The sequence below is a fragment of the Paractinoplanes polyasparticus genome (assembly GCF_019710575.1).
Lineage (GTDB): Bacteria > Actinomycetota > Actinomycetes > Mycobacteriales > Micromonosporaceae > Actinoplanes > Actinoplanes polyasparticus.
This window is the reverse complement of sequence record NZ_JAHWFK010000008.1, coordinates 66,023-79,743: the sequence shown is the minus strand read 5'-3', so window position 1 is coordinate 79,743 and position 13,721 is coordinate 66,023. Positions and strand designations below refer to the sequence as shown.

The 13,721-nt window shown below is 71.4% G+C and carries 13 protein-coding genes; 12 read left to right on the top strand and 1 reads right to left on the bottom strand.

Annotation, left to right across the window (positions count from 1 at the left end; translation table 11 throughout):
* Positions 1-103: 103 nt before the first annotated feature.
* From KXC43_RS12065 to KXC43_RS12035, 7 genes are all read left to right on the top strand, one after another.
* Complete coding sequence (locus KXC43_RS12065; RefSeq protein WP_221376105.1) at positions 104-550, top strand: TraR/DksA family transcriptional regulator; 447 nt, start codon at positions 104-106, stop codon at positions 548-550.
* The gene (gene lspA / locus KXC43_RS12060; protein WP_438870882.1) at positions 523-1,140 is read left to right on the top strand and encodes a signal peptidase II; all 618 of its coding nucleotides are present in this window, start codon (positions 523-525) and stop codon (positions 1,138-1,140) included. The genes KXC43_RS12065 and lspA overlap by 28 nt, the downstream gene beginning before the upstream one ends.
* 41 nt (positions 1,141-1,181) lie before the next feature.
* Positions 1,182-2,066, top strand: coding sequence for an RluA family pseudouridine synthase (locus KXC43_RS12055; protein ID WP_255643965.1), 885 nt, complete (start codon positions 1,182-1,184; stop codon positions 2,064-2,066).
* Between the two features lie 19 nt (positions 2,067-2,085).
* Positions 2,086-3,090, top strand: a complete 1,005-nt coding sequence (locus KXC43_RS12050; RefSeq protein ID WP_221376102.1) for a hypothetical protein — start codon at positions 2,086-2,088, stop codon at positions 3,088-3,090.
* A 125-nt stretch (positions 3,091-3,215) separates the two neighbouring features.
* Entirely contained in the window at positions 3,216-4,646 is a 1,431-nt protein-coding gene (locus KXC43_RS12045; protein WP_221376101.1) for a MinD/ParA family ATP-binding protein, read from the top strand.
* A 117-nt stretch (positions 4,647-4,763) separates the two neighbouring features.
* Positions 4,764-8,297, top strand: a complete 3,534-nt coding sequence (dnaE, locus tag KXC43_RS12040; RefSeq protein WP_221376100.1) for a DNA polymerase III subunit alpha — start codon at positions 4,764-4,766, stop codon at positions 8,295-8,297.
* A gap of 54 nt (positions 8,298-8,351) precedes the next feature.
* The gene (locus KXC43_RS12035) at positions 8,352-9,101 is read left to right on the top strand and encodes a hypothetical protein (RefSeq protein ID WP_221376099.1); all 750 of its coding nucleotides are present in this window, start codon (positions 8,352-8,354) and stop codon (positions 9,099-9,101) included.
* Here the strand turns inward: KXC43_RS12035 and KXC43_RS12030 are convergent.
* Entirely contained in the window at positions 9,098-9,805 is a 708-nt protein-coding gene (locus KXC43_RS12030) for an LON peptidase substrate-binding domain-containing protein (RefSeq protein WP_221376098.1), read from the bottom strand. The genes KXC43_RS12035 and KXC43_RS12030 overlap by 4 nt on opposite strands.
* Before the next feature lie 150 nt (positions 9,806-9,955).
* On the opposite strand from KXC43_RS12030, the gene hisD reads away from it, so the two are divergent.
* The 5 genes from hisD to hisH are packed head-to-tail and all read left to right on the top strand — an operon-like array spanning position 9,956 to position 13,719.
* Positions 9,956-11,275 carry a histidinol dehydrogenase gene (gene hisD, locus KXC43_RS12025; RefSeq protein WP_221376097.1) on the top strand — a complete coding sequence of 440 codons (1,320 nt, stop codon included), beginning with the start codon at positions 9,956-9,958 and terminating at the stop codon, positions 11,273-11,275.
* A complete protein-coding gene (locus KXC43_RS12020) occupies positions 11,272-12,351 on the top strand; it encodes a histidinol-phosphate transaminase (RefSeq protein ID WP_221376096.1) in 1,080 nt (359 codons plus the stop codon). Before hisD ends, KXC43_RS12020 begins: the two co-directional genes overlap by 4 nt.
* Positions 12,348-12,959, top strand: a complete 612-nt coding sequence (hisB, locus tag KXC43_RS12015) for an imidazoleglycerol-phosphate dehydratase HisB (RefSeq protein ID WP_221376095.1) — start codon at positions 12,348-12,350, stop codon at positions 12,957-12,959. The genes KXC43_RS12020 and hisB overlap by 4 nt, the downstream gene beginning before the upstream one ends.
* Complete coding sequence (locus KXC43_RS12010) at positions 12,959-13,105, top strand: CG2302 family histidine operon protein (RefSeq protein WP_221376094.1); 147 nt, start codon at positions 12,959-12,961, stop codon at positions 13,103-13,105. The genes hisB and KXC43_RS12010 overlap by 1 nt, the downstream gene beginning before the upstream one ends.
* Complete coding sequence (gene hisH, locus KXC43_RS12005) at positions 13,105-13,719, top strand: imidazole glycerol phosphate synthase subunit HisH (RefSeq protein WP_221376093.1); 615 nt, start codon at positions 13,105-13,107, stop codon at positions 13,717-13,719. The genes KXC43_RS12010 and hisH overlap by 1 nt, the downstream gene beginning before the upstream one ends.
* The last annotated feature ends 2 nt before the right edge of the window (positions 13,720-13,721 follow it).

Below are 13,721 nucleotides of genomic sequence, written 5' to 3'. Positions count from 1 at the left end.
CCGGCCGGCCGGCAACTTCGACGGTAGGGCCGGGGGGCCTCAGCGGCGCCCTCGGCTCGTAATCTGCACGCTGATCGCCGCTCGGGCGGGTGAGGGAGCGACCATGGCCAAGGCAACCGGCACCAAGGCAACCGGCACCAAGGCAACCGGCACCAAGGCGACCGCGACGGGCGAGGGCCGGCGGACCCGCAGCGCCGCCGAGACCGAGAAGATCCGGGTTGCGCTGGTCGAGCGCCGCGACGAGCTGCAGGCCGAGTACGACACCTCGATCAGCGAGCTCACCGAGCTGCAGCGCGACCGCGTGGCCGACTCGGTCGGCGACGACCAGGCCGACACCGGCTCCAAGACGCTCGAACGTGAGCAGGAGATCACTCTGGCCAACAATCTGCTGGAGCGCATCACACAGGTGGAACGCGCCATCGACCGGCTCGGCGAGGGCAACTACGGTTGGTGCGAGCGGTGCGGCAACGCGATCCCGGTCGAGCGAGTGGCGGCGTTCCCGTCCGCGACTCTCTGTGTGTCCTGCAAGCAGCTGGAGGAACGACGCTGAACGCCGACGAGGCTACGGGCGCGACCACCGTGGACGAGCCTGAGCAGGGGCCGAAACCCCGGCTCAGCGGGCGTGCCGTGGCCGTCCTCGGCGCCACCGCAGTGGTCGCCGTGGCCCTTGACCAGTGGGTCAAGTGGCTCTCCACCGAGAACCTGGACGAGGGGAATCCCGTCCGGATCCTCGGTGGCCTGATCTACCTGTCGCTCCTGCGCAACAGCGGGGCCGCCTTCAGCCTGGGCAGCGACTACACATGGATCTTCCCGGTGATCACCCTGGTCGTGATCGGCTGGATCACCTACATGGCGACCCGGCTGCGCTCGGTGCCGTGGGCGCTGGCGCTGGGCCTCGTGCTCGGCGGCGCCCTGGGCAACCTGATCGACCGGCTGTTCCGCGCCCCCGGCTTCCTGCACGGTCACGTGGTCGACATGATCAGCCTCTTCGGGCCGTACGCGGAATACTTCGCCGTCTTCAACATCGCGGACAGCTGCCTCAGCGTGGGCGTCGTGCTCGCGGTGCTGCTCGAGCTCACCGGCCGGCAGCGGGACGGCACCCGGATCTCCGTACGGAAGAAGAAGGACGAGCAGAAGTGAGCTCCCAGCGCTCCCTGCCGGTGCCCGACGGGCTCGACGGCATGCGGCTCGACCAGGCCGTATCGCGGTTGTTCGGGCTGTCCCGCACGGCCGCCGCGACACTCGTCGAATCGGGCGACGCGCTGGTCGACGGCATCCCGCGCCCCAAGTCCGACAAGGTCAGCGCGGGCGCCTGGCTCGAGGTCACGCTGCCCTCGCCGGCGAGCGCGCCGGTGCTGGTGGCCGAGCCCGTCCACGGCCTCCAGGTGATCTACAGCGACGACGACATCGTGGTGGTCGACAAGCCGGTCGGCGTGGCCGCGCACCCCAGCCCGGGCTGGACCGGCCCCACCGTCGTGAGCGGCCTGGCCGCCATGGGGCAGAACGTCGCGACCAGCGGCGCCGCCGAGCGGCAGGGGATCGTCCACCGCCTCGACGTCGGCACCACCGGCATCATGGTCGTGGCCAAGAGTGAGACGGCCTACAGCATGCTCAAGCGGGCGTTCAAGGAGCGCGAGGTCGACAAGCGCTACCACGCGGTCGTGCAGGGCCACCTCGACCCGCTGCGGGGCACCATCGACGCGCCGATCGACCGCCACCCGACGGCCGACTACCGGTTCGCGGTGATGTCGACGGGCAAGCCGAGCGTCACCCACTACGACACGATCGAGGCGTTCCGCTCGGCCAGCCTGGTCGACGTGAAGCTCGAGACCGGCCGGACCCACCAGATCCGGGTGCACTTCTCGGCCATGCGGCACCCCTGCGCCGGCGACACGCAGTACGGCGCCGACCCGACGCTGGCGGCTCGGCTCAAGCTCAACCGGCAGTGGCTGCACGCCCGCGAACTGGCGTTCCTGCACCCGCGCACCCACGACGAGGTGCGTTTTGTCAGCGACTACCCGGACGACCTGAAGTACGCGCTGAGCGTGCTGCAGGACGCGAGCTGATCCGGGAGCACTGTCACCGGTGGGGCCCGCGGGTCATCGAGTACGGGGGCACCCGCTGCGCGGCGCCCCCTCGGCCCGTCTGGTCGCCGCCGTCGCGGTCGCCTCGGCCGGTGTGCTGCTGCTCGGCTCGCTCTGGCTGAGCCGGCCCGAGGCGGCGCCCGGCGTTGATCCGGGCGACGTCGTCCGGGTCGGCGTGGTGCAGGGTCAGCCGGTGCCCGGCTACCTCGACGCGACCCGCGACGAGCTGGACGCCCTGACCAACCCGTCGGCGCCTTCCGCGGGCGAGACGTGGGCGCTGGTGAGCCTGGAGCACTACGTGGCCGCCGGGCTGCTGGCCGATCTGTTCCCGGGCACGGCGGTGGCTCAGGTGTACGCCCGGGTGCCGCTGGCCACGGCGCACACCCCGGTCGTGCGGATCCCGGTCTACCGGCTGCCGGCCGACGTGCTCACCGGCATGCTCGACACGGCCCTCGAGCGCGATCGGGAGCAGGCCGAGTACGAGCAACTGGCCCGTCGCCTGACCGGGGACGACGAGAACCAGCGGCGGGCCCGGCGGGCGTACGCGGCGGCGGCCGGCACTGCGGCGGCGGAGGCCGCGGCCTACCGCTCGGGGTGCTCCTGCGTCTTCGCGGCTGTGGTCCGGGCGGCGCCGGCCGCCCTGCGTGCGGTGGCCGACCGGCCCGGCGTACGGGCCGTCGACCCGGCTCCCGAGGTGCGTCAGCTGGACCGCACCGAGTTCCGCCCGCCGCTGCCGGAGCAGAACGGCACAGTTCCGGCCGAACCGCCGCGCTCGCCCGCTGTGCCAACCGGGTCCGAGGGCATTGCCCCGCGGCCATCCACGCCGATAATGTCGTCGGCCGGGGCGCCTGTGACATCTGCCTCATCGATCGGCGCTGTCCGCGCGACGCCGCCTTCCACCCCGGCACCGGAGGAGCGCTCTGCCGTACCCTCTGCTTCGGATGCGATTCCTGCTCACGATGCGACCAGCAGTTCAGCAGCACCTCGAGCCGGATCCGGGCGTTAGTTCTCTCGCCGGCCGGTTCGGGAGAACGGGCAGTGGCCCGATCGGGGTTCGCTCCGTAGCCTGTCAGGGGCGAGGAGCCCGGGGTGTGGATCACCGGCAGTCAAGCAGCGCAGGGAGGACGACCCGTGGACGGGACCGAGACCGGCTGGGGCCGGCCTGCGGAACCAGCCCCGCGTTGGCGGGCGCTGCTCGACCGCGCCCGGCACGGTTCCCGGCCGACCGAAGAACAGCAGGAGCAGGAGCGGGAGGCCGCGGCTACGCCGCCGGCCCCGCAACAGCAGTACGGCCAGCCGTTGCCGACGCGCCGCCCGGTCAACCCGCTCGAGACCCGCGGCCAGTACGGCGCCGGCCGCTACGAGCAGCGCCCGCCCGAGCCGCCGCAGCCTGAGCCGCGCCCGATGCCGCAGCGGCCGATCAACCCGCTCGACCCGCGCTGGCAGAGCCGCCCGGCCGACGCGCCGCCTTCGCCGCGACGCGCGTCCGCCCCCGCTCCCGCGGCCGCACCTCCGGCCGACGAGCAGCACAGCTTCTTCAACCCCGGGGCCCGGCCCCCGGCGGCGCCGCCCCCGGGTCGCGAGTACCCGCAGGTCCGGGCATCGGCCGCGGCTCCGGTCATGCCGGTCGCGCCGCCGCCGATGCCGGCGGCCCCGCCGGCCCGGCCCGCCGCCCCGCCGCCCGCGCCGATGGCGCCGCAGCCCACCTCGCCGGCCGCCGCCCGCATCGAGTGGCGGCAGGGACGCACCGACGACCAGCTCGAGCGCGCCGTGTCGGCGATGCGCCGCAAGCTGGGCAAGCCGCGGGTGCTGGCCTTCGCCAACCCCAAGGGCGGCGTGCACAAGACGACCGCCACGGTGCTGGCCGCGGCCACCATCGGCAGCGTCCGTGGCCGGGGCGTGCTCGCCTGGGACGACAACGAGTTGCGGGGCACGCTGGGCCTCCGGGCCGGCAGCGCCCGCCACGCCCGCACGATCAAGCACCTGCTGGCCGACCTGACGCAGATCGAGAACCTGCACGGCGACGCGATGCTGCAGGAGCTCGACGGCTATCTGCGGCACGCCTCCGACGGCTCGTACGACGTGCTCGCCGGCGAGGAGAACCCGCGCTTCGCGGCCCGGCTCGACCAGGCCACCGTGCGCCGCGTGATGGACCTGCTGCGCCGCACCCACGACGTGATCTGCGTCGACACCGGCAACAACGTCGAGAGCGTCAACTGGCAGACCGTCATGCGCCAGGCCGACCAGCTCGTGATCACCACCGTGCCCCGCGAGGACGCCGCGTTCACCGCCGACTGGATGCTCGACGTGCTCGACGACAGCGGCATGGGCGACCTGGTCTCCAACGCGGTCACGCTGATCTCGTGCCCCTCGCCGGGCCCGCTGCCCCTGCTCGACGACTTCGCCAAGCACTTCGCCACGCGCACCCGCGCGGTCGCCGTCGTGCCCTACGACCAGGCCCTCGAGGTCGGCTCGTCGATCGAGTACGGCGAGCTCCAGCAGGAGACGCGCACGGCGTGGCTCAAGGCGGCCAGTGTGATGATCGAGCCATTCGCCGAATGACACGCGTGTAGCCCTCGAATCTCGTCGGGGGCTCCGGCTAGAGTCGCTCGGGTCCAGCTGTGCCGGCGGAGGCGGCTTCGCCGCACCGCAAGGGCAAGAAGGTAAAGGGGGCCCCGGGTGTCTGACTCGTTCGTGCATCTACACGTGCACACCGAGTATTCGATGCTCGACGGTGCGGCCCGCGTCAAGGAGCTGCTGGCCGAGGCCTCGCGCCTGGGCATGCCCGCGGCGGCGATCACCGACCACGGCAACATGCACGGGGCGTACGACTTCTACACCCAGGCCAAGGCGGCCGGCATCACGCCGGTGATCGGCGTCGAGGCGTACGTGGCGCCCGAGTCCCGCCTCACCAAGAGCCGCATCAAGTGGGGCCGCCCCGAGCAGAAGGGCGACGACGTCTCGGGCAACGGCGCCTACACCCACATGACCATGTGGGCCCGCAACGCCGTCGGCCTGAAGAACCTCTTCCGCCTCAACTCGCGCGGCTCGATCGAGGGCCAGCTCGGCAAGTACCCGCGCATGGATTTCGACATCATCGCGGAACACGCCGAGGGCATCATGGGCACGACCGGCTGCCCCTCGGGCACGGTGCAGACCCGGCTGCGGCTCGGCCAGTTCGACGAGGCCCTGAAGTCCGCCGCGATGTACCAGGAGGCTCTCGGGAAGGACAACTACTTCCTCGAGATCATGGACCATGGCCTGTCGATCGAGAGCCGGGTGCGCGACGGCCTGCTCGAGATCGGCCGCAAGCTCGGCATCAAGCCGCTGGTCACCAACGATTCCCACTACGTCTACGAGGCCCAGGCGGCGGCGCACGACGTGCTGCTGTGCGTGCAGACCGGCAGCAACGTGGCCGACCCCAACCGCTTCCGCTTCGACGGCAACGGCTACTTCGTCAAGTCGGCCGACCAGATGCGCGCGGTCGACTCGTCCGACGCCTGGCAGGAGGGCTGCCGCACGACGCTGCTGGTGGCCGAGCGGGTCGACACCGAGGGCATGTTCACCTTCAAGAACCTGATGCCCCGGTTCCCCATCCCCGACGGCTACACCGAAGAGGAGTACTTCCGCCACGAGGCGTTCGAGGGCCTCAAGCGGCGCTTCCCCGGCGGCATCCCCGAGTTGCACATGAAGCAGGCCGAGTACGAGCTCGGCGTGATCATCTCGATGGGTTTCCCGGCCTACTTCCTCGTGGTCGCCGACTTCATCCAGTGGTCCAAGCGCAACGGCATCGCCGTCGGCCCCGGGCGTGGCTCGGCCGCGGGCTCCCTGATCGCGTACGCGATGGGCATCACCGACCTCGACCCGCTGCCGCACGGCCTGATCTTCGAGCGGTTCCTCAACCCCGAGCGCATCTCGATGCCCGACGTCGACATCGACTTCGACGAGCGCCGGCGGGGCGAGGTCATCCGCTACGTCACCGAGCGCTGGGGTGACGACAAGGTCGCCCAGATCGCCACGTTCGGCACGATCAAGGCGAAGGCCGCGATCAAGGACTCCGCCCGCGTGCTCGGCTACCCGTTCGCGGTCGGCGACCGGATCACCAAGGCCCTGCCGCCCGACGTGATGGGCAAGGGCATCCCGCTCTCCGGCATCTTCGACAAGGAGCACAAGCGCTACAGCGAGGCCGGCGAGGTCCGCACGCTGTACGAGACCGACCCCGACGTCAAGAAGGTGATCGACACCGCGCGCGGCATCGAGGGCCTGATCCGGCAGACCGGTGTCCACGCGGCCGGCGTGATCATGTCGGCCGAGCCGATCATCGACCACATCCCGCTGATGCGCCGGCCGGCCGATGGCGTGATCATCACGCAGTTCGACTACCCCACGTGCGAGACGCTGGGCCTGCTCAAGATGGACTTCCTGGGCCTGCGCAACTTGACGATCCTCGACGACGCGGTCAAGAACATCAAGCTCAACCACGCCATGGACCTCGACCTGCTGGCGTTGCCGCTCGACGACCAGGCGGCCTACGAGCTGCTGGCCCGCGGCGACACGCTGGGCGTGTTCCAGCTCGACGGCGGACCCATGCGGTCGCTGCTGCGGCTGATGAAGCCCGACAACTTCGAGGACATCTCGGCCGTCCTGGCGCTCTACCGACCGGGCCCGATGGGCGTCGAGTCGCACACCAACTACGCGCTCCGGAAGAACAAGCTCCAGGAGATCACCCCGATCCACCCCGAGCTCGAGGAGCCGCTGCGCGAGATCCTCGAACCGACGTACGGCCTGATCGTCTATCAGGAACAGGTGCAGCGCGCCGCGCAGATCCTCGCCGGCTACAGCCTCGGCCAGGCCGACCTGCTGCGCCGCGCGATGGGTAAGAAGAAGAAGGAGATCCTCGACAAGGAGTTCATCCCGTTCCGCGACGGCTGCCGCGAGCACGGCTACTCCGACGAGGCGATCCAGGCGGTGTGGGACGTTCTGGTCCCGTTCGCCGGCTACGCGTTCAACAAGGCCCACTCCGCGGCGTACGGGCTGGTCTCCTACTGGACGGCCTACCTGAAGGCGCACTACCCGGCCGAATACATGGGTGGTCTGCTCACCAGCGTCGGCGACGACAAAGACAAGATGGCCATGTACCTGGCCGAGTGCCGGCGCATGGGCATCCAGGTCCTGCCGCCCGACGTCAACGAGTCCGCCGGCCCGTTCACCCCGGTCGGCAAGGACATCCGCTTCGGCCTGGCCGCGGTGCGCAACGTCGGTCACAACGTGGTCGAGGCGATCGCCCGCTGCCGCGAGGAAAAGGGTAAATACCAGGACTTCTACGACTTCCTTTCCAAGGTGGACGCGGTCGTCTGCAACAAGAAGACCATTGAATCGCTGATCAAGGCGGGCGCGTTCGACTCGATGGGGCACAGCCGCAAGGGGCTGCTCGCGGTGCACGCCGAGGCCATCGACGCGTACGCCGATGTGAAGCGCAACGAGGCGGCCGGCCAGTTCGATCTGTTCGGCGCCTTCGGCGACACCGACGGCGGCAGCTCGGCCACGGTGGCCATGCCCGTGATCGGCGACTCCGAGTGGGACAAGCGCGACAAGCTCGCCTTCGAGCGCGAGATGCTCGGCCTCTACGTCAGCGACCACCCGCTGGCCGGCCTCGAGCAACTGCTGCAGAACTCGGCCGACACGACGATCGCCGCGCTCAACGAGGAGGGCTCGGTTCCCGACGGCCAGGTCGTCACGCTGGCCGGCATCCTCACCGGCGTGCAGCGGCGCATCACCAAGCAGGGCCGCGCGTGGGCCTCGGCCACGCTCGAAGACCTGGCCGGTGGCGTCGAGGCGTTGTTCTTCCCCAACACCTACGAGGTGATCGGCCAGTTCATCGCCGAGGACGCGATCGTCGTGGTCAAGGGCCGGGTCGACCGGCGCGACGACACCCCGCGCATCATGGCCATGGACATGTCGCTGCCCGATGTCAGCCACAACCCCGACAGCAAGCCGGTCACGCTCACCATGCCGATCACCCGCTGCACGCCGCCGCTGGTGTCCGAGCTGAAGGACATCCTGAAGAGCCATCCGGGCGAGGCCGAAGTGCACGTCCACCTGCAGAACGGAAGTCGCACGACGATTCTGCGGCTGGGCGCGGTACGGGTCGCGCCGACGCCGGCCCTGCGAGCCGACCTCAAGATGATCCTCGGCCCGTCCGCGGTGGCCTGAGCACGTGACCGGGCACGCGGGACGCAGGTGGGCGGCACCTGGCAGGATCGTAGGGTGAACGCGAGTCAGGAACCGGCGCCGCCGGGCGAGCGCCCGGCCTTCGACTACGAGGCCCCGCCGCACGGGTACGAGCTGGCCCACCCGTCCGGACCCGCCCGCACTTTCTTCGGCCGCCCGGTCGACCTGCGTGGGTCGTCGCCGCGGCCGTGGAAGCGCACGCTCGTCGTCACGGTCTCCTGCCTGCTGGTGATCCTCGCCCTGGGCGGCCCGCTGGGCCTGCTCTGGCGCTGGCTTGCCCCGTCCGTGCCGGTGATCGACGCGGGCCAGGCGGGCGTGGTCGTCAACGACCCGTCGCCCGAGGAATACATTGCCGCCGACGGCTGGTTCACGCTGCTCGGGCTGGGCTTCGGCCTGCTCGTGGCGATCGGCGCGTGGTTGCTGCTGCACCGCGACCGAGGGCCTTTTCTGCTGCTCAGCGTCGTGCTGGGCACACTCGGTGCGGGCTGGCTGGTGGCGCCCTGGGTGGGCGAGCTGGCGGGCCGGTCCGACTATCAGCAGTGGATCGAGACGGCCCAGCAGGGCGCGACCTACGCGGCGCCGCCCGAGGTGCACTCGCTCGGGCCGATGCTGGTGCCGGCGTTCGCCGCGGCCATCGCGCTGACGCTGATGGCCGGCTGGTCCAACGACCCCGACCTCGACCAGCCGGGCGCCAAGCCGGGCTACGGCCCCAACAGCGACCACACCGAGGGTTACCCGCCGCCGGGCGACCCGCGCGAATACCAGCCGGGCGACCCGCGCGGTTAGTTCGGGCTGGCCGGGCGGGCCAGGTCGCTGAGCGGCACCGGGACGGCGCGCACCTTCGCCAGCAGACCGGACTCGCGGTTGAGCAGCTTGAGCTCGGTGCGCAGCCGGGTCGCCGTGTCGGGGGCGGAGAGCAGCAGCTGGCGCTCGTCGGTGGTGAGCTGGGCGGTGGCCGCGATCAGGTGGGAGAGCACGGTCGCGTCGCCGGGCACCGCGTCGAGGCCCTCGGAGTCGGGGCGCAGCAGCTCGAGATAGGCCCGGAAGGCGGCCAGCGCCCGCGGCGCCAGCAGCTCGGCCAGTTCGTCGGCCGACTCGTCGGGCAGCCATTCGACGTCGGCCGTCAGGTAGGGCTCCTCGCCCTGGCGCACGTCCTTGACCGTGAACCGCCGCCGGCCGACGGTCATGATGTCGTAGCGGCCGTCGGGAAGCTCGGTGACCTGGCGCAATTCTGCCGTGCAGCCGGTCGGGTAGAGGTCGTCGACCTCGATCGGCGGGTTTTCCGGCGTGGGCTCGTCGGCGCCGTCGGGGGCCGGGGCCTCGGCCCCGCGGCGCAGCGTCACCACGCCGAACTCGTGCGGCCCGTCTTCGGGGCTGGCCACCAGCTCACGAACGAGCGTGCGGTAACGCTCCTCGAAGATGTGCAGGGGCAGCACCAGGCCGGGGAAGAGCACCGTACCCAGCGGGAACACCGGCAGCCGATTGCTCACGGGTTCAGCCTATCGGTCGCCCCACCATGGTCAACCCGTCCCACCCGCGGCGGCCGCGCGGCGGTCGCGTGAGAGTGATCGAGATCCCACGACCTGGTCCCGCCCACGGCGGACGCGGTTCTGCCGAGCCTTCCGCCTAAACTTGGCAGCGTGCTGAACCGGATCGACCTGCGCGGCTCCCACCGGGACCTGCGAGGCCTGCTGCCCCGTGCCCAGCTCGACGTCTCCGCGGCCGTCGAGCAGATCCGCCCGGTCGTCGAGGCGGTCCATGAGCACGGCTTCTCCGCGATCCGCGAGGCGACCCAGCGGTTCGACGGCGTCACCCTCGATCGGCTGCGGGTGCCCGCGGCGGCCATCGCCGCCGCGGCCGAGACCCTCGAGCCCGACGTGCGCGCCGCCCTCGAGGTGGTGATCGAGCGGGCCCGCAAGGTGCACGCCGACCAGCGCCGCACGGACGTCACCACCAAGGTGGTGCCGGGCGGCACGGTCACCGAGCGCTGGATCCCGGTGCGCCGCGTCGGCCTGTACGTCCCCGGGGGCCTGGCCGTCTATCCGTCCACCGTGGTCATGAACGTGGTGCCGGCTCAGGTGGCCGGCGTCGAGGCGCTGGTCGTGGCGAGCCCGCCGCAGAAAGAGAACGGCGGCCTGCCCGACGCCCGCGTCCTGGCCGCGTGCGCGCTGCTCGGCGTCGACGAGGTCTACGCGGTCGGCGGCGCCCAGGCCATCGCCATGCTCGGCTACGGCGCCGACGGGGCCGGCGACGGTGACCGTTGCGAGCCGGTCGACATCATCACCGGCCCGGGCAACATCTGGGTGACCGCGGCCAAGCGCATGCTGCGCGGCACGGTCGGCATCGACGCCGAGGCCGGCCCGACCGAGATCGCGATCCTGGCCGACGACACCGCCGACCCGCGACACGTCGCAGCCGATCTGATCAGCCAGGCCGAGCACGACCCGCTGGCCGCGAGCGTGCTGGTCACCGACTCGCCCGCGCTGGCCGAGGCGGTCGACGCCGAGGTGCTGCGGCAGGTGGCGAGCACCAAGCACGCGGCCCGGGTGCAGACCGCGCTGGCCGGCGAGCAGTCCGGCGTCGTGCTGGTCGACGACCTCGAGCAGGGGCTGCGGGTCGTCGACGCGTACGCGGCCGAACACCTCGAGATCCAGACCCGCGACGCCCGCGAGTGGGCGCTGCGGGTGCGCAACGCCGGGGCGATCTTCGTGGGTGCGTGGTCGCCGGTGTCGCTGGGCGACTACGCGGCCGGCTCCAACCACGTGCTGCCCACCGGCGGCTGCGCACGCCACTCGTCCGGCCTGTCGGTGCAGTCGTTCCTGCGCGGCGTCCACGTGATCGAGTACGACGAGGCCGCCCTGCGCGACGTCGCCGGTCACGTCGTCGCGCTGGCCAACGCGGAAGACCTGCCGGCACACGGCGACGCGGTGCGGGCTCGTTTCCCCGGCGGCGAGCAGTGACCACCATCGACGACCTGCCCATCCGCGACGATCTGCGGGGCCAGACGCCGTACGGCGCTCCGCAGCTCGACGTGGCCGTGCGGCTCAACACGAACGAGAACTCCTATCCGCTGCCCGACGTGGTGGTCGACGCGATCGCCAAGGCCGTGCAGGCCGAGCTGCGCGACCTCAACCGCTACCCCGACCGGGACGCGGTGGCGCTGCGGGCCGACCTGGCCGACTATCTCGGTCACGGCCTGACCAGCGCCAACACGTGGGCCGCGAACGGGTCGAACGAGGTCCAGCAGCAGTTGTTGCAGGCGTTCGCCGGGCCGGGCCGCACGGCGCTGGGCTTCGGACCGTCGTACTCGATGCACCCGCTGCTGGCCCAGGGCACCGGCACCAGCTGGATCGGCGCGCTGCGTGACCCCGACTTCGGCCTCACCCCGGCCGCGGCGCTCGCGCAGATCGACGAGCACGACCCCGACCTGATCTTCCTGTGCTCGCCGAACAACCCGACCGGCACGGCGCTCGACCCCGAGGTGGTCACGGCCGTGCTCGAGGCCGCCCGGGGGCTGGTGGTGGTCGACGAGGCGTACGCCGAATTCGCCCGTCCCGGCACGCCGAGCGCGCTCGCCCTGCTGCCCGGCCACCCGCGCCTCGTGGTCAGCCGCACGATGAGCAAGGCGTTCGGATTCGCCGGCGGCCGGCTGGGCTACCTGGCCGCCGACCCGGCCGTGGTCGACGCCGTGCAGTTGGTCCGGTTGCCCTACCACCTGTCCGCGCTCACCCAGGCCGCCGCCCGCGCCGCCCTGTCCCAGCGTGACGCTCTGCTGGCCACCGTCGAGGTGATCAAGCAGCAGCGTGACCGCATCGTCACCACGCTCCGCTCGCGGGGGACGAAGGTGGCCGACAGCGACGCCAACTTCGTGCTGTTCGAGGTGGGCGGGGATCAGAAAGTCGCTTGGCAGCGGTTGCTCGACCGCGGTGTGCTGATCCGCGACGTCGGCCTGCCCGGCTGGCTGCGCGTGACCGCAGGCACGCCCGCTGAGACCGACACGTTCTTGAACAAGCTCAGCCTGGAGGCACTGCCATGAGTCGCACCGCGAGGGTGGAGCGCGTCACCAACGAGACCAAGGTGCTCGTCGAGATCGACCTCGACGGCACCGGCAAGGGCGACCTGAGCACGGGCGTCGGCTTCTACGACCACATGCTCAACCAGCTCGCCCGGCACGGCGGCTTCGACCTGACCGTCCGCACCGAGGGCGACCTCGAGATCGACGCCCACCACACGATGGAGGACACGGCCATCGCGCTCGGTGACGCCTTCTCACGGGCGCTGGGCGACAAGGCGGGCATCCGGCGCTACGGCTCGGCCACCATCCCGATGGACGAGGTGCTGGTGCGGGCCGCGGTCGACCTTTCCGGCCGGCCGTACATCGTGCACGACGAGCCCGAGCTGGCGCCGTACATCGGCCCGGTCTACCCGACCAGCATGACCCGGCACATCTTCGAGTCGTTCGGCCACGCGGCCCGGCTCACGCTGCACGTCAGCGTGCTCCGCGCGGCCCGCGACGGCGGCAAGCCGGACGCCCACCACGTCGTCGAGACGCAGTTCAAGGCGTTCTCCCGGGCACTGCGCGAGGCCGTCGAGATCGACCCCCGCAACGCCGGTCAGCTGCCCTCGACCAAGGGCGTGCTCTGATGGCCATCGCGCTGTTCATCCTCGCCGGTTTCCTGGTCGGCGGCGTGATCCAGCTGGTGAAGTCGGGCGCCACGAAGTTCAGCATCGGCCTCGTCGGGGTGCTCGCCGCCCTGGCCACGGCCGGCGGCATCCTGTGGTCGGTCTGATGACGAACGTCGTCGTGCTCGACTACGGGTCGGGAAATCTGCGCTCGGCCGAACGGGCGGTGGCCCGTACCGGTGTGACCGTCACCGTGACGAGCGACCTGTCCGTCGCGGCCGAGGCCGACGGCCTGGTCGTTCCGGGCGTCGGCGCGTACGCGGCGTGCATGGCCGGCATCGAGGCGATCGAGGCCGGCCCGATGATCGCGGCGCGGGTCGCGGCCGGGCGCCCGGTGATCGGCATCTGCGTGGGCATGCAGATCCTGTTCGACGCCGGCGTCGAGCACGGTGTCGAGACCAAGGGCCTCGGCCTGCTGCCCGGCGTGGTCAACAAGCTGTCAGCCGAGCGCATCCCGCACATGGGCTGGAACACGGTCGACGTGGCTTCGGGGTCGCGGCTGTTCGACGGCCTGCCCGCCGACGCCAGGTTCTACTTCGTCCACTCGTACGCGGCCAATGATCTTGACGCCTTGGCCGACGCGAAGGTGACCACGGCGAGCCACGACCAGCCCTTCGCGGCCGCCGTCGAGCTCGGCCCGCTCAGCGCCGCCCAGTTCCACCCCGAGAAGTCGGGCGACGCCGGCTACGCGTTGCTGCGCAACTGGGTCGCCGGACTGTAAAG